At 63.7% G+C, this 15,567-nt stretch carries 18 protein-coding genes; 13 read left to right on the top strand and 5 right to left on the bottom strand.

Annotation, left to right across the window (positions count from 1 at the left end; all coding sequences use genetic code 11):
- Positions 1–6: 6 nt before the first annotated feature.
- Genes ACIPHM_RS08475 through ribD form a run of 3 tightly spaced genes read left to right on the top strand, consistent with a single transcriptional unit; the run spans position 7 to position 2,578 of the window.
- Entirely contained in the window at positions 7–900 is an 894-nt protein-coding gene (locus ACIPHM_RS08475; protein ID WP_400326833.1) for a TPM domain-containing protein, read from the top strand.
- Between the two features lie 35 nt (positions 901–935).
- Positions 936–1,454 carry a TPM domain-containing protein gene (locus tag ACIPHM_RS08470; protein ID WP_400326831.1) on the top strand — a complete coding sequence of 173 codons (519 nt, stop codon included), beginning with the start codon at positions 936–938 and terminating at the stop codon, positions 1,452–1,454.
- Between the two features lie 14 nt (positions 1,455–1,468).
- Positions 1,469–2,578 (top strand): bifunctional diaminohydroxyphosphoribosylaminopyrimidine deaminase/5-amino-6-(5-phosphoribosylamino)uracil reductase RibD, encoded by a 1,110-nt coding sequence (ribD, locus tag ACIPHM_RS08465; protein WP_400326828.1) that lies wholly within the window; start codon positions 1,469–1,471, stop codon positions 2,576–2,578.
- A gap of 108 nt (positions 2,579–2,686) precedes the next feature.
- On the opposite strand, the gene ACIPHM_RS08460 is transcribed toward ribD, so the two are convergent.
- The 3 genes from ACIPHM_RS08460 to ACIPHM_RS08450 are packed head-to-tail and all read right to left on the bottom strand — an operon-like array spanning position 2,687 to position 4,484.
- Positions 2,687–3,448 (bottom strand): 2-keto-4-pentenoate hydratase, encoded by a 762-nt coding sequence (locus tag ACIPHM_RS08460; RefSeq protein WP_400326825.1) that lies wholly within the window; start codon positions 3,446–3,448, stop codon positions 2,687–2,689.
- Positions 3,445–4,275, bottom strand: a complete 831-nt coding sequence (locus ACIPHM_RS08455; protein WP_400326822.1) for a 2-keto-4-pentenoate hydratase — start codon at positions 4,273–4,275, stop codon at positions 3,445–3,447. The genes ACIPHM_RS08460 and ACIPHM_RS08455 overlap by 4 nt, the downstream gene beginning before the upstream one ends.
- Positions 4,275–4,484, bottom strand: coding sequence for a tautomerase family protein (locus ACIPHM_RS08450; RefSeq protein ID WP_400326820.1), 210 nt, complete (start codon positions 4,482–4,484; stop codon positions 4,275–4,277). Before ACIPHM_RS08450 ends, ACIPHM_RS08455 begins: the two co-directional genes overlap by 1 nt.
- Positions 4,485–4,635: 151 nt before the next feature.
- Between ACIPHM_RS08450 and ACIPHM_RS08445 the strand changes: the two genes are divergently transcribed.
- From ACIPHM_RS08445 to ACIPHM_RS08420, 6 genes are all read left to right on the top strand, one after another.
- Positions 4,636–5,541 carry a LysR substrate-binding domain-containing protein gene (locus tag ACIPHM_RS08445; RefSeq protein WP_400326817.1) on the top strand — a complete coding sequence of 302 codons (906 nt, stop codon included), beginning with the start codon at positions 4,636–4,638 and terminating at the stop codon, positions 5,539–5,541.
- Positions 5,542–5,972: 431 nt separating this feature from the next.
- Complete coding sequence (locus ACIPHM_RS08440) at positions 5,973–7,085, top strand: branched-chain amino acid ABC transporter substrate-binding protein (RefSeq protein WP_400326815.1); 1,113 nt, start codon at positions 5,973–5,975, stop codon at positions 7,083–7,085.
- A 105-nt stretch (positions 7,086–7,190) separates the two neighbouring features.
- Positions 7,191–8,114, top strand: coding sequence for a high-affinity branched-chain amino acid ABC transporter permease LivH (livH, locus tag ACIPHM_RS08435; protein ID WP_400326812.1), 924 nt, complete (start codon positions 7,191–7,193; stop codon positions 8,112–8,114).
- 8 nt (positions 8,115–8,122) lie between these two features.
- Positions 8,123–9,397 carry a high-affinity branched-chain amino acid ABC transporter permease LivM gene (locus ACIPHM_RS08430; RefSeq protein ID WP_400326810.1) on the top strand — a complete coding sequence of 425 codons (1,275 nt, stop codon included), beginning with the start codon at positions 8,123–8,125 and terminating at the stop codon, positions 9,395–9,397.
- A complete protein-coding gene (gene livG / locus ACIPHM_RS08425) occupies positions 9,394–10,161 on the top strand; it encodes a high-affinity branched-chain amino acid ABC transporter ATP-binding protein LivG (RefSeq protein ID WP_400326807.1) in 768 nt (255 codons plus the stop codon). The genes ACIPHM_RS08430 and livG overlap by 4 nt, the downstream gene beginning before the upstream one ends.
- Entirely contained in the window at positions 10,161–10,862 is a 702-nt protein-coding gene (locus ACIPHM_RS08420) for an ABC transporter ATP-binding protein (RefSeq protein WP_400326804.1), read from the top strand. The genes livG and ACIPHM_RS08420 overlap by 1 nt, the downstream gene beginning before the upstream one ends.
- A 191-nt stretch (positions 10,863–11,053) precedes the next feature.
- Here the strand turns inward: ACIPHM_RS08420 and ACIPHM_RS08415 are convergent, their stop codons facing one another.
- Both ACIPHM_RS08415 and ACIPHM_RS08410 read right to left on the bottom strand, forming a co-directional pair.
- Positions 11,054–11,551, bottom strand: coding sequence for an SRPBCC family protein (locus tag ACIPHM_RS08415; protein WP_400326801.1), 498 nt, complete (start codon positions 11,549–11,551; stop codon positions 11,054–11,056).
- A 2-nt stretch (positions 11,552–11,553) separates the two neighbouring features.
- Complete coding sequence (locus ACIPHM_RS08410) at positions 11,554–11,886, bottom strand: ArsR/SmtB family transcription factor (RefSeq protein ID WP_400326799.1); 333 nt, start codon at positions 11,884–11,886, stop codon at positions 11,554–11,556.
- A 146-nt stretch (positions 11,887–12,032) separates the two neighbouring features.
- On the opposite strand from ACIPHM_RS08410, the gene ribBA reads away from it, so the two are divergent.
- The 4 genes from ribBA to ACIPHM_RS08390 all read left to right on the top strand — a co-directional run bounded on the left by ribBA (position 12,033) and on the right by ACIPHM_RS08390 (position 15,456).
- On the top strand, positions 12,033–13,154 hold the full coding sequence (gene ribBA / locus ACIPHM_RS08405; RefSeq protein ID WP_400326796.1) for a bifunctional 3,4-dihydroxy-2-butanone-4-phosphate synthase/GTP cyclohydrolase II: 1,122 nt from the start codon (positions 12,033–12,035) through the stop codon (positions 13,152–13,154).
- 127 nt (positions 13,155–13,281) lie between these two features.
- Positions 13,282–13,797, top strand: coding sequence for a 6,7-dimethyl-8-ribityllumazine synthase (gene ribH / locus ACIPHM_RS08400; protein WP_400326794.1), 516 nt, complete (start codon positions 13,282–13,284; stop codon positions 13,795–13,797).
- Positions 13,797–14,249, top strand: coding sequence for a transcription antitermination factor NusB (gene nusB, locus ACIPHM_RS08395; RefSeq protein ID WP_400326791.1), 453 nt, complete (start codon positions 13,797–13,799; stop codon positions 14,247–14,249). The genes ribH and nusB overlap by 1 nt, the downstream gene beginning before the upstream one ends.
- Positions 14,250–14,253: 4 nt before the next feature.
- Positions 14,254–15,456, top strand: coding sequence for a pyridoxal phosphate-dependent aminotransferase (locus tag ACIPHM_RS08390; protein WP_400326789.1), 1,203 nt, complete (start codon positions 14,254–14,256; stop codon positions 15,454–15,456).
- Positions 15,457–15,567 lie beyond the last annotated feature (111 nt).

The following is a 15,567-nucleotide window of genomic DNA, read 5'->3' as shown; positions in this document are numbered from 1 at the left end:
CGGGCCATGGCGCTCATCCAGCCGAAGCGTCTGCTGTGGGTGCTCCGCGCCCTGGCGCTGGCAAGTCTGTGCTGGCTGGCGCTGCCGGCCGGCGCGCAGGCGCTGGTGGCCGTGCCCGCGCTCACGGCGCGCGTGACCGATCTGAGCGGCACGCTCACGCCCGAGCAACGCAACGCACTCGAGACGCAACTCGCGCAATATGAGCAGCAACGCGGCAGTCAGATCTTCATTCTGATGCTGCCGAGCACCGCGCCCGAGACCCTCGATCAGTACAGCATCCGCGTGGCCGATGCCTGGAAGGCCGGCCGCAAGGGCGTGGACGACGGTGTCATCATGCTCGTCGCGAAGGACAATCCGAACGACCTGCGCAAGATGCGCATCGAAGTCGGACGCGGTGTGCAAGGCTCCCTCACCGACGCCATCTCCGGGCGAATCCTGCGCGACGTGATGGCACCGCACTTTCGCAGCGGCGACTTCTTCGGCGGTCTGGCCGCCGGCGTAGCCGCCGTGCAAGCGGCGATGAACAACGAGCCCCTGCCCGCACCGAACCTACCGTCGACACGTGCCGAGCATTCAGATTTGTCCGATTTCCTGCCGTTGCTCTTCATCGTCTTCATCATCGCGATGGTCGTGATCATGGAAAGCCGGCGACGCTTCAGCGGACCGGGACTGCCGGGCGCTCCCCCCAGCGATCCGCGCTCGCGCGTGCTCACGGGACAACGCGGACGCATCGGTGCCGGCGGTTTCGGTGCCGGGCTGGGTGGCGGTATCGCTGGCGGACTGGGCGGCTGGGGACGCAACGACGGCGGCGGATTCGGCGGCGGTGGAGACAGCGGCGGCGGTTTCGGCGGCGGGGGTGGGGGTGGCTTTGACGGCGGCGGCTCGTCGGGGAACTGGTGACAGCGATGGCAACCGCACACGAGGAGGCATTCGCGATGCAACACAAGCCACACGACGTCTCGCGCTGGCTGCGTCATGCCGGCACCTGGCGTGCGCATGCCCGCTGGATTTTCCCCGACAAGGCGCTCGACACGCTCGAGACCGCCATTCGCGAATCGGAGCGCGAGCATCGCTGCGAGATACGCCTTGTGATCGAAGCGGCCATGCCGCTTGCGGCAGTCTGGCACGGGCAATCGTGCCGTCAACGCGCCGTTCAACTGTTTCATCATCTCGGCGTGACCCATACGGGCGAGCGCACGGGCATACTGCTTTACATCAACATCGCCGATCACGATATCGAGCTGATCGCCGACAAGGGTGTCAATGCGCTGGTGGCCGACCGGAAATGGGACGGCGTCGTCGCGCAGATGAGCGCCGGTTTTCGTGATGAACGCTATGTCCAGAGCGTGCTCGACGCGCTGAACACCCTGCGCGGCATTGCGCGCGAATCCCTGCCGGCCCATGCCGGCGCAGCACCGGACAATGCGTTGACCGACCGGCCGCTGATGATCTGACGATCCGACGTCTCATGTTTTCCGAACAGGATTTTGCTTACATGCGCCGCGCGCTGGCACTGGCCGAGCGCGCGATGTTTACCACCACGCCGAACCCGCGCGTGGGCTGCGTGATCGTGCAGGACGGCCGCATCATCGGCGAAGGCTTCACACAGCCCGCCGGTCAGGACCACGCCGAAGTCCAGGCCATGAAAGACGCCCGCGTGCGCGGCGAATCGGTGCGCGGCGCGACGGCCTACGTCACGCTTGAACCGTGCAGCCACTACGGCCGCACACCGCCGTGCGCCAAGGGCCTCATCGAAGCGGGCGTGAAGCGCGTGATCGCTGCGATGGAAGACCCGAACCCGCTTGTCGCCGGACGCGGTCTGGGCATGCTGCGCGACGCCGGCATCGAAGTGCGCTGCGGCTTGCTGGAGAACGAAGCGCGCGAAATGAACATCGGCTTCATCGCCCGCATGACGCGCGGCACGCCGTGGGTGCGCATGAAAGTGGCCGCCAGTCTCGACGGCAAGACCGCGCTGAACAACGGCGTGAGCCAGTGGCTCACCGGCCCGGCCGCGCGCGCCGACGGCCACGCATGGCGTGCGCGCGCCTGCGCAATTCTCACCGGCATCGGCACCGTGCGCGAAGACGATCCGTCGCTAACGGTGCGCGAGGTGCCAACGACGCGTCAGCCGCTGCGCATCGTCGTCGATTCGCGTCTGGACATCTCCCCGGGCGCCAAGGTGCTCGCGCACGGCAACGCGCTCGTGGTCTGCGCTAACGGCGATCCGGACCGTGTGTCGCGGCTGCGCGATCTGGGCGTGCAAGTCCTCGACCTGCCCAACGCGAGCGGCAAGGTTGAGCTGCCCGCACTGCTACGTGCGCTTGGCGAGCGTCAGTTCAACGAAATTCACGTCGAAGCGGGCTTCAAACTCAACGGTTCGCTGCTGCGCGAGAGCTGTGTGGATGAACTGCTGACGTATTTCGCGCCCAGCATCGTCGGCGAGGCGCAGGGCATGTTCCATCTGCCTGCGCTCACGTCGCTCGACGACAAACTGGCGCTCAAGTTCACCGACGTGCGCATGATCGAAGACGACCTTCGCGTGATGGCGCGCGTGGTGGCTCGCGCAAAGGGCGACTAAGCGGCGCCGCACACAATACAAAACGGGGTGAGCCGTGTGGCCCACCCCGTTTTGCATGACAGATGCAGCGCGCGCGGAAAGCGCCGCCGCGCCGGACTTTGCGCCCGCTCAGACGTGGAAACCCACGCGACCGAGCGACTCCATCTCGACCGATACATACTGGCCCGGCGCGATGTATTCAGCCGGCGTCGCGCCGCCCGCCATCACGATCCAGCCAGCCTGCAACGGCTCGCCAGCGGCCGCCGACAGACGCGCCGCCGCCACCAGCGAGCGCAGCGGATGCCCAAGCAGCGCCGCCGTCGAGCCGACCTGCACGGTGCGGCCATTGATCGTCATCGCCAAGCCCAGATTCGAGAAGTCGACGTACGGATCGTGCCACGCACCGATCACGAAGCCGCTCGACGACGCGTTGTCGGCGATCACTTCTGGCAGCGTGAATTTGAAATTCTTGTAGCGCGAATCGATGATCTCGATGGCCGGGGCAATCGCCTCGACTGCCGCGAGCGCCTGCGGGCCGGTGACGTTGCCTTCGAGCGGCTTCTTCAGAATGAACGCGATCTCGGGCTCAACGCGCGGATGCACATAGCGCTTGAAATCGATGGCCGTGCCCTCTTCGACCTGCATGCCGGACGTCAGCCGTCCCCAGATCACATCGGACAGCCCCATCTGAATCATCTTCGCGCGACTCGTGAACCCCATCTTCACGCCCACACGCGTCTCGCCGCGTTCGGCACGGCGCGCGAGCGACGCGGCCTGAATGGCGTAGGCGTCGTCGAGCGACAGACGGTTGTCGGTGTCGAACTGCTCGACCTCGTGGGCGAAGTGCGCGGCATCGTCGAGCCGCTTGGCGTAATCGTGAATATGACTCATCGTGCAGCCTCGCTGGCGGTTTCGAAAACGGCGCGGACCGAGCCCAGGCCGTTGATACGGGTCTCGAAGATGTCGCCAGGGGTGACGGCGGCCATCGGGCCGAGTGCCCCCGAGAGCACCAGATCACCCGCCTTGAGCGGCGTGCCCACGGCGGCCATGGTGCGTGCGAGCCACACCACGGCGTTGATCGGGCTGCCCAGACAGGCCGCCCCTGCGCCCACCGACACCGGCTCGCCGCGACGCTCCATCACCATGCCGCACATGCGCACGTCGAATTCGGCGAGCGTCTTCGGCGTATTGCCAATCACGTAGGCCGACGACGAGGCGTTGTCCGCAATCGTATCGGTGATGCGGATATTCCAGTCGGCCACGCGGCTACCCACGATTTCCAGCGCAGGCAGCGCGTATTCGATGGCATTGAGGACATCGAGCTGCCCCGGATTTTCGACATCCAGATCGCGCCCGATCACGAAGGCGATCTCGGCTTCGATCTTCGGTTGCGTCAGGATCGATGCCGGGATCGGCTCGCCGTCGCCATAGCCCATGTCGTCGAACAGCATGCCGAAGTCGGGCTGATCGACGCCGAGCTGCTTCTGCACGGCCACCGACGTCAGGCCGATCTTGCAGCCGACGATGCGGCGTCCGGCGGCGAGGCGTCGCTCGGTGTTGATGCGCTGGATGGCGTAGGCCTCGTCGATGGTGAGCGGCGCGTACGTGTCGCGTAGCGGGGCGATGAAGCGGCGCGAGCGTTCGGCTTCGAGCAGCGCGTCGGCGGCCTGCTGGAGGCGTGCTTGCGCGGCGGCGTCGCGTTGGGGGGAGACGCCCATTACGCGCCTGCCTTCGCCGGCGCGACCGGCTCGTCCTTGGTGCGCTCGCCCACGGCCCAGTGCGCGGCCGGCACCTGCGTGGCATAAACGCGAATCGATTCGAGCGGCGCGCCGAGCGTCTCGTGCACGGTGCGCGCGACGGCCTTCACGCAGGCCTTTACGGTGGCGTCGTCGCGACCTTCCACCAGGTTGATATGTACGATCGGCATGATGCTGTCCCCTGAAAATGCCCGAGCAAGCGGGTTCGTACGCCATCATGCGTGCACCGGAAGATACCGTCCAATACCAAATTTTCAGTTTCCGATACCATTTCGGTATTGCGCTGTTTTGCACTGACAACGCGCTTGGGAGGGGAAATTCATGGACATCAAGCAAATGCGGTACTTCCTGGCCGTCGCGCAGGAAGGACATTTCGGACGAGCCGCCGCACGGCTGAACATGGCGCAACCGCCGCTCACCCGTCACATTCACGCGCTCGAAGCACAGCTCGGCGCGCCGCTTTTCCTGCGCACGCCCAAAGGCGCCACGCTGACCGCCGCCGGGCAGACGCTGCTCGCGGAGGTGCCGAATATCCTGTCGCTCACGCGGCGGGCGGAGGAACAGACACGCCTGGCTGGCGAAGGCTACATCGGGCGGCTCGACGTCGGCATCTTCAGCTCAGGCATTCTCAACGTCATTCCACGACTGCTGGCGGGCTTTCATTCCGAACGTCCCGAAGTAAAGATCGGCCTGCACAACCTCTCGAAGACGGCGCAGATCGCCGCCCTGCGCGAGCGGCGCATCGCCATCGGCTTCAATCGTCTGATTCCGGACGAGCCGGATCTCGTCGTCGACTGGATTCATCGCGAACCCTTTCTGGTCGCGCTCTACGAGGAGCATCCGCTGTGCAAGCGCGCGTCGCTGACGCTGGCCGATCTCGATAACGAACGCATGATCCTCTATCCGAACGCCCCGGTGCCGGGGCTGGCGGAAGAAGTCGCCGCTGCGTTTCGCGCCGAAGGCGTGACGCTGCGCGTGGAACAGGAAGTGGAGGACGTGGTGACGTCGATTGCGTTGGTGGCGAGCCGCTTCGGCATTTGCGTGACGACCGAGTCGGCCGCGAACCTGCGTCTGCCCGGCGTGGTGTATCGCCCACTGAAATCGCAGCGGCTGCGATCGATCGAACTGAACTGCATGTACCGGCGCGACGACGACTCACCGATCCTCGCCGCATTTCTCGCGCGCATCCGGCAGTCTCGCAACCGGCGTCACGCGCTATCGATGTGAAAATTTCGGCCGCAAAACGGCTTATCACATCTCCCGTCAACAGATGGGATGCAAAACATCATGATTGGATTTCAATTTTCGACAGATTGTATCCAAAATGTCCTGATGCGTAATTTTTCATCACCATTCAACGTGGCCCCGATTCGCCGATTTGAAGCGTTTTTTATGTTTTTCCAATCTGCGTAGTACTACGGATAATCGTTGTGAGGACTCTTATTTTTTTCTTTTGACCCCTTTGAAGCCCTTTGTCCATGCGGGTTTCCGGGGAACTCAGGATACCTGTTTCTATTGGAGAGAGTATTACGCTACTATGGCGAATCGTTCCCGCCGACAACGGCTTGAATGATCCGATACCGACCAGAATCAGCAGTCGATCAGGCCCCCTCGAACACCTGGGTGGTCAAAAAATACAAATCAAGGAGATGTTCAGAATGCAGTTTCGTCACAAATCCCTGTTCGTTGCCGCTGCTCTCGCCCTCTTCGGAACGGCTGCGAATGCAGAGACCGTCAAGATCGCCATCGCCGGTCCGTTCAGCGGCTCGGTTGCTCAGTACGGCGACATGGTCAAGGCCGGTGCGCTGACCGCCATCGAAGAAGTCAACGCCGCAGGCGGTGCGAACGGCAACAAGCTCGAAGCCGTGTTCATGGACGACGCCTGTGAGCCGAAGCAGGCTGTCGCCGTCGCCAACAAGATCGTCAGCCAGAAGATCAAGTATGTGATCGGTCACGTATGCTCGGGCTCGACGATCCCGGCATCGGACATCTACGAAAACGAAGGCGTGGTCATGATTACGCCGTCGGCCACGGCGCCGCAGCTCACCGAAGGCAAGAAGCGTCACTTCATCTTCCGTACCATCGGCCGCGACGACCAGCAAGGCCCGGCAGCCGCTCAGTACATCATCAACAAGGTCAAGCCGAAGAAGGTCGCCGTGCTGCACGACAAGCAGTCGTACGGTCAGGGCATCGCCACGTCGGTGAAGAAGGATCTTGACGCCGCCAAGGTGCCGGTCGTGTTGTTCGAAGGCATCAACGCCGGTGACTCGGACTACTCGGCCGTCATCACCAAGCTCAAGGCACAGGGCGTGGACTTCGTGTACTTCGGCGGCTACCACCCGGAAATGGGCCTGCTGCTGCGTCAGGCACGTGAGCAAGGCGTGAAGGCCACGTTCATGGGACCGGAAGGCGTGGGCAACAAGGACGTGACGGCCATCGCCGGCCCGGCCTCGGAAGGCATGCTCGTGACGCTGCCAGCCGATTTCGCCGCCGATCCGGCCAACGCCAAACTGGTGAAGGCTTTCGCCGATGCCAAGCGTGATCCGAACGGTCCGTTCCAGATGCCGGCCTACACGGGCGTGCAACTGATCGCCAAGAGCATTGCCGGTGCGAAGAGCACGGACTCGGAAAAGGTGGCCAAGTACCTCCACGCCAATACGTTCGACACGCCGATCGGCAAGGTCGCGTATGACGCGGCGGGCGATCTGAAGTCGTTCAAGTTCGTCGTCTTCACCTGGCACAAGGACGCCACCAAGACCGCCGCAAACTGATTCCCTGACGCATTACCGGCCAGCGAATCACCCTCTAGCCGCCCGCCGACCCCGGCGGGCGGCTCGCATTCGCGCTCGGCCCCCGCTTGTCGCGAGGCTTCCCGCATGAACGAATTTTTCCCACAGCTTGCCCAGCAACTGGTCAATGGCCTGACGCTGGGCGCGATCTACGCGTTGATTGCCATCGGCTACACAATGGTCTACGGCATCATCGGCATGATCAACTTTGCCCACGGCGAGATCTACATGATCGGCGCGTATGTCGGGCTTGTCACACTGACTGCAATCGGAACGGCGGCGGGCTACCCCTTGCCGCTCGTGCTGGGTGCAGCGCTGCTGGTATCGGTGCTGATCACGGGCCTTTACGGCTTCGCGATCGAGCGGGTGGCGTATCGCCCGCTGCGCGGCGGACCTCGCCTCGGACCGCTGATCTCCGCGATCGGTATGTCCATCTTCCTGCAGAACTACGTGCAGATCGGTCAGGGCGCGCGCGATGTTTCCGTGCCGATGCTGATCTCCGGTGCCGTCGACATCCCGATGGGTGACTTCACCGTGACCATTCCCTACGCTCGCATGTTGATCGTAGGTGTGACGATCGCACTGATGATTCTGCTGACGCTGTTCATCGCCAACTCGCGCATGGGCCGCGCCTGCCGTGCCTGCGCCGAGGATATGCGCATGGCCAACCTGCTCGGCATCGATACGAACCGCGTGATCTCGTTCACGTTCGTGCTCGGCGCCATGCTCGCGGCCGTGGGCGGCGTGCTGATCGGCCTGACCATCGGCAAGCTCAATCCGTATATCGGCTTCATCGCCGGCATCAAGGCCTTCACGGCGGCGGTGCTGGGCGGTATCGGCAGCGTTCCCGGCGCCATGCTCGGCGGTGTGCTGCTGGGGCTGGCGGAGACGCTCGCCTCGGGCTATATGCCCTCCGAGTACAAGGACATCGTGGCGTTCTGCCTGCTGGTGCTGGTGCTGCTGTTCCGCCCGACTGGCCTGCTGGGCAAGCCTGACGTCGAGAAAGTCTGAGGTCGACCATGACACAACAACTCACTCTGAAGTCCGGTGCCGCCAACCGCGCACCGGCGGGCGAGACGCTCAAGGGTGCGGTCATCGCCGCCCTCGTGACGATCGTTCTCACGGCCCCGATCCTGGGCCTGCAACTGAAACTCGACGGCTACAAGGTCGTGCTCGAACAACACTGGCGTCCGGTCTGGATCGCGACCGCCATCGTGTTCGTCTTCCAGTTGCTCAAGCCGTTTCTGTTGCGTACGAAGCAAGCCGTGAAGCTGCCGACGATGCCCACCATGGGGCGTCGTCAGCAACTGAGCGCGATGTGGGTGCTGCTGGCCGTCGGGCTCGTGTGGCCGTTCATCGGCTCGCGCGGCGCGGTGGACGTGGCCACGCTCGCCCTCATCTACTGCGTGCTGGGTCTCGGCCTGAACATCGTGGTGGGCTTCGCCGGTCTGCTCGATCTGGGTTACGTCGGCTTTTACGCGGTGGGCGGTTATACGTACGCCCTGCTCAACCAGTACTTCGGCCTGACTTTCTGGGAATGCCTGCCGCTCGCCGCGCTCATGTCGGCCACGTTCGGCTTCCTGCTGGGCTTCCCGGTATTGCGTTTGCGTGGCGACTATCTGGCCATCGTGACGTTGGGCTTCGGTGAAATCATTCGCCTGCTGCTCAACAATCTGACGAGCCTCACCGGCGGTCCAGACGGCGTGTCGGGCATTCCGAAGCCCAGCGTGTTCGGCTTCGAAATGGCGCGCTCGGCCAGCGTTGAAGGCGCGACGACATTCCACGAGTTGATCGGCCTGCCATACAGCGGCTCGCATATGGTGATCTTCCTTTACCTGCTTGCCTTTGCGCTGGTGGGCTTCACGCTGTTCGTGACCAGCCGCCTGATCCGCATGCCGATCGGCCGTGCGTGGGAAGCGCTGCGCGAAGACGAAATCGCCTGCCGCTCGCTCGGTCTGAACCCCACACGCATCAAGCTCTCGGCGTTCACGCTGGGCGCATCGTTCGCGGGGCTCGCCGGTGCGTTCTTTGCGGCGCGTCAGGGATTGGTGACGCCGGAGTCGTTCACGTTCATCGAATCGGCGCTGATTCTCGCCGTGGTGGTGCTCGGCGGCATGGGCTCGCAAATCGGCGTGATTCTCGCGGCCATTCTGCTGACGGTCCTGCCGGAAGTGGCGCGTGACTTCGCCGAGTACCGCATGCTGATTTTCGGTCTGGTGATGGTGCTGATGATGATGTGGCGTCCGCAAGGTCTGCTGCCCGCCACCCGCCCGCATGTGGAGTTGCCGCAATGAGTGCAGAACTGTTGAAACTCTCCGGCCTGCAGATGCGCTTCGGCGGTCTGCTGGCGGTCGATGGCGTCGAGTTCGACGTCCGCAAGAACGAAGTCTTCGCCATCATTGGCCCGAACGGCGCCGGCAAGACGACCGTCTTCAATTGTGTGGGTGGCTTCTATCGCCCGACCGGTGGCTCGATCATGCTCGACGGCGACAACATCACCGGCCTGCCGAGTCATATGGTGGCCCGGCGCGGTCTGGTGCGCACGTTCCAGAACATTCGTCTGTTCCGTCAGTTGACGGTCGTGGAGAACCTGCTGGTCGCGCAGCACATGCGAGTGCACAGCGGTTTTCTGCAAGGGCTGTTCTCGACGGGTGCGTTCCGTCGTGCCGAGCGCACGGCGCTCGAACGCGCCAAGACGTGGCTCGACCGCCTCGGCCTGACGGCCGTGGCCAACCGTGAGGCGGGCACGCTGTCGTATGGGCACCAACGCCGGCTCGAAATCGCGCGCTGCATGATTACCGAGCCGCGTCTGCTCATGCTCGACGAACCGGCTGCCGGTCTGAACCCGCAGGAGAAGGTCGAGCTGCAGCAGCTCGTCGACAACCTGCGTCACGAGTTCGGGATTTCGGTGCTGCTCATCGAACACGACATGAGTCTCGTGATGGGCGTGTCGGACCGGATTCTCGTGATGGAACACGGCAAGCCGATCATGACCGGCAAGCCCGACGAGGTGCGCAACGACCCGCGCGTCATCAAGGCCTACCTCGGGGAGGAATAATGCTGAAGCTCGAACAGATCCATACCCATTACGGGGCCGTCGAAGCGCTCTCGGGCGTGTCGATCGAAGTAAACAAGGGCGAGATCGTTACGCTCATCGGCAGTAACGGCGCGGGCAAGACCACGCTGATGATGACCGTGTGCGGCACGCCGCGCGCCTCGAGCGGTCGCGTAATGTTCGAGGGCAATGACATCACCGGCCGTCCCACGCACGAAATCATGCGCATGGGGCTGGCGATTTCGCCGGAAGGCCGTCGCGTGTTTCCGAGTCTGACGGTCATCGAGAATCTGAAGATGGGCGGCTTCTTTGCGTCCAATGACGAGATCGATGCCGGGATGGACCACGTCTTCAAGCTATTCCCGAGACTCGCGCAACGCGGCAAGCAACGCGCAGGCACGATGTCCGGTGGCGAGCAGCAGATGCTGGCGATCGGGCGGGCGTTGATGAGCCGTCCGCGCCTGCTGTTGCTCGACGAGCCGACGCTCGGTCTCGCGCCACTCGTGATCGCGCAGATCTTCGACATCATTCGTGCAATCCGCGAGGAAGGCGTGACGGTGTTTCTGGTGGAGCAGAACGCGAACAAGGCGCTGCACGTTGCCGATCGCGGTTATGTGCTCGAAACCGGACGCGTCGTGCTCGCCGATTCGGCCTCGAATCTGCTCGCGAACGACGACATCAAGCGTGCTTATCTCGGTGCGTAATTTGGCGTGACCCGGCGCGTGACCCGGCGCATGGCGTCACGCGCTGCGGCGAGGCTTGCCGCGGTAAGACTCGCTACGGATGACGTCGATTGCCAGGGGGGCGCGGCAGCTCGCTGTCAAGCAAAAAGGGGGACATGCCTTCGGGCATATCTCCCTTTTTCATGTGACGGCGAAGACGCCTGCGTTGCCGTTCACTGCATCAGTTCGACCAACTGATCGAGCGCCTTGCCCCAGCCGTCATGGAAGCCCATGGCTTCGTGCTGCGCACGCGTGGCTTCGTTGCCATGCATCGCAATCGCCGTGTAGCGCGTGCCCTTGCCTTGCGCCTCCATCAGCACAGCGGCCGTGAAGTGAAAACCGCCGTGCTCGGCGACCGGTGCGGGTGCCGGACGAAAACCGGGAAGCACCGCATTCGTCCACACGAGTCGCGAGTTCTCGACCACTTCCAGGTAACACCCCACGTTCGGGAACTGCTGTCCTTCCGGCGAGCGCATAACCGTGCGGAACAAGCCGCCCGGGCGCAGATCGATCTCGCATTCCACCGTCTGCCACGGCGCGGGGGTGAACCACTTCCTGAGATGCTCCGGCTGCGTCCACGCCGCCCAGACGCGCTCACACGGCACATCGACATAGCGCTCGAGCACTAGATCGAGCTTCGGGTCGACGGAGAAAAGGTTGGCACGGCTCATGTTCACGTCTCCTTCATCTGCAGCAGGTAGTTATCGAGTTGATCGAGGCGGCGCGTCCACTGGTCGCGCTGCAACTGGAGCCAATCCTGCGCACCTGCCAGCGTTTCGGTTTCCAGCGCGTACGTGCGCACGCGTCCGGTCTTTCGCGAGACGACCAGACCGCTCTCCTCCAGCACGCCCAGATGCTGCGAAAACGAGGGCAACGCCATCGAAAACGGACGCGCCAGCTCGCTCACCGACGCAGGACCCAAGGTCAAACGCTCGACGACCGCACGCCGGGTAGGATCGGACAGTGCCTGGAAGATTCGGTCGAGCGGGATGGAGGGGGTAGTCATGTGGCTGACTATAGTGGCCGCAATTACTTAGGTCAATGCCTTTGTATTGCGACATTTCCGTTGGCCGGGGCACCAGATCGGCCGCAGCCGCGCACCGGCTTGGCGTAGAATAGAGCCTTTCCAAATTCAGCCCCCGCGTTGTCGCTATGCCGTTGGCCACTACAGAAGAAATCATTGCCGAGCTGAAGGCCGGCCGCATGGTTGTCCTCGTCGATGAGGAAGATCGTGAAAACGAAGGCGACCTGGTCATGGCGGCCGAATTCGCGACGCCCGAAGCCATCAACTTCATGGCGAAGTACGGCCGCGGCCTGATTTGCCTCACGCTCACGCAGGCGCGCTGCAAGCAGCTCAACCTGCCGCTCATGACCTACCGCAACGGCACGCAATACGGCACGGCGTTCACGCTGTCGATCGAAGCGGCCGAGGGCGTGAGCACCGGTATTTCGGCAGCAGATCGCGCGCACACGGTGCAGACGGCCATTTCGCGCGACGCGCGTCCGGAAGATATCGTCCAGCCGGGTCACGTTTTCCCGATCATGGCGCAGCCGGGCGGCGTGCTCGTGCGCGCCGGTCACACCGAAGCCGGTTGCGATCTGACGGCGATGGCAGGCCTTACCCCCGCCGCCGTGATCTGCGAAATCATGAACGACGACGGCACGATGGCGCGTCTGCCGCAATTGCTGGAATTCGCGGAGCAGCACGGCATCAAGATCGGCACGATCGTCGATCTGATCCACTATCGCAGCCGCACCGAATCGATGATCGAGACGGTCGCCTCGCGCGAAATGCAGACCGCCTGGGGGACGTTCCAGGCAACGCTCTACCGGGACAAGCCGAGCGGCAATCCGCATTTGGCACTCGTTCGCGGCGTGCCCTCCCCCGACGACGAAACGCTGGTGCGCGTGCACGAACCGCTGTCGGTGCTCGATCTGCTCGAGACCGGCGTGTCGACGCACTCGTGGACCCTCGCGGGCGCGATGCAGGCGATTGCCGAAGCCGGCAAGGGCGTGGTGGTGCTGCTCAACTGCGTGGAAACCCCTGAGCATCTGTTCAATCAGTTCGAAGCACTCGACGAAACCGAGAAGGCCGCGCGCGCCAAGCGTCGCCCGGTGGACTTCCGCACGCACGGCGTCGGCGCACAGATCCTGCGCGAGCTGGGCGTCGGTAAAATGCGAGTGCTCTCGAGCCCGCGCAAGATTCCCAATATGGCAGGTTATGGCCTCGAGGTAACCGGTTTCCAACCGATGCCCGGCGCCGCAACTGCCTGAGCATTCCCGTATCGATGCCCCGCCCGTAGAAGGCGGGGCGTTATCTTGCCGAGCATTGCCTGTCTCGGGCGTGCCGGCACAACGTTGGCCGCACCGCCTGGACGGTACTTTTTTGAGGAAGCCCATTATGGAAATCGGACAATACCAGCCGGAACTCGACGGTGAAGGCCTACGCGTGGGCATCGTGCAATCGCGATTCAATGACGCCGTCTGCACCGCATTGCGCACTGCCGCCGTGGCCGAACTCGACCGCCTCGGTGTCGACGGCGAAGACGTGCTGCTCGTGACGGTGCCCGGTGCACTGGAAATCCCGCTGGCATTGCAAAAGATGGCCGAAAGCGGCCAGTTCGACGCGCTCATCGCGCTCGGCGCGGTGATCCGCGGTGAGACGTATCACTTTGAGCTGGTGTCGAACGAAAGCGGTGCCGGCATTTCGCGCATCGGTCTCGATTTCGGCATCCCCATCGCCAACGCGGTGCTCACGACCGAAAACGACGAACAGGCCGAAGTGCGCGCCGCCGAGAAGGGCCGCGATGCTGCCCGCGTGGCGGTGGAAATGGCCAACCTGCTCGAAGCCGTCGACATGCTCGGTGGCGACGACGGGGAGGGCGAAGACGAAGATGAAGAAGAGGAAGATCGGTAATGAAGAGTGCACGCCGCCGCGCGCGCGAATTTGCGCTGCAAGGGATGTATCAATGGCTGATTTCGCGCGGCCACGCGAGGGAGATCGACGCTCACCTGCGCTCCACCCCCGGCTATGACAAGGCCGACCACGCCCTCCTGGAGGCTGTGCTGTACGGCAGCATCAACGAGGCGGATGCCCTGTCGCAGCAGCTCCAGCCTTACCTGGACCGGCCGGCGGCGCAACTCTCGCCTATCGAACACGCCGCGCTCATCACCGGTGCGTACGAACTGATTCATCTTCAGGACGTGCCGTACCGCGTGGTCATCAACGAGGCTGTCGAAGTCGTCAAGACGTTCGGCGGCCCCGATGGTCATCGCTTCGTGAATGGCGTGCTCGACAAGTTCGCCGCTGAAGTGCGTCCGGTAGAAGTCGCCGCCAATCGTCACGGCGGCCGCGGCAAAAGCGCCTGACATCATGGACCGCACGTCCGACCTCGCCCCCGCATTGACACTCGCACAGCGTGTCGAGCACATCGCCCCGTTCCACGTCATGGAGCTGGCCAAACAGGCCGCGCTCCGTGAAAAAGCGGGACACCGGGTGATTCACATGGGGATCGGCGAGCCGGATTTCACGGCGCCCGAGGCGGTCATCGAGGCCGCAGCGAAGGCCATGCGCGACGGTCGCACGCAATACACCGGCGCCATGGGCATTCCCGCGCTGCGCGAGGCCATCGCCGAGCACTACCGTCATGACTACGGGGTCGATGTCGATCCGTCGCGCATTGTCGTGACGGCTGGGGCATCGGCCGCGCTCGTGCTGGCCTGTGCGGCGCTCGTGAGCCGGGACGACGAAGTGCTGATGCCGGACCCCTGCTATCCGTGCAACCGGCACTTCGTGTCGACGTTCGACGGCAAACCGGTGCTGATTCCCTCGGGCCCGGCGGAACGCTTCCAGCTTACCGCCGAGCGCATCGAATCGCATTGGGGACCGGCGACGAAGGGCGTGCTGCTCGCATCGCCCTCGAATCCGACGGGCACATCGATCGAAACGGAAGAACTGGCGCGCATTGTGAAGACGGTGCGCGCTCGCGGGGGCTTCACGCTCGTCGACGAGATCTATCAGGGCCTCTCCTACGACGGCAAGCCCACCACGGCGCTGAGCTTCGGCGATGACGTTCTGGTCGTGAGCAGCTTCTCGAAGTACTTCAACATGACGGGCTGGCGTCTCGGCTGGCTGGTCGTACCACCGTCGATGACGGCGACGTTCGAGAAGCTCTCGCAGAACCTGTTCATCTGCCCGTCTGCCGTTGCCCAACACGCCGCGACGGCCTGCTTCCTTCCGGAAACGCTGGCGATTTACGAGCAGCGCAAGAACGCGTTCCGTGAGCGCCGCGACTTTATCGTGCCCGCGCTGGAGCGTATCGGCTTCAAGGTGCCGGTCATGCCGGACGGCGCGTTTTACGTATATGCCGATGGCACCGGCGTTGCGCATCCGGACGCCGCCGACAGCGATCGCCTCACGCAGGCGCTGCTCCGGCAGGCCGATGTAGTACTGGTGCCGGGCCTGGACTTTGGTTTTGCCGAACCCCGCCGGTATATTCGCCTGTCGTACGCCACGTCGCTCGCGCAACTGCACGAAGCGATGGACCGGATCGGCAAGGTGTTCGCCGCAGGCTGAGCGCTCCTCGCTCCTCCGCGCCTCTTTTCTGCCTTGCCCGGCGGAAAGTCCCGAAAATCCCCGGAAAGCAAAAAACCCACCGAATCGCTTCGATGGGTTTTTCGTTGGCTG

The organism is Pandoraea sp. NPDC087047, from assembly GCF_044745225.1.
In the GTDB taxonomy this organism is placed as follows: Bacteria; Pseudomonadota; Gammaproteobacteria; order Burkholderiales; family Burkholderiaceae; genus Pandoraea.
Note: the sequence above shows the minus strand (reverse complement) of the source record. Positions and strands in the feature narration are given on the sequence as shown.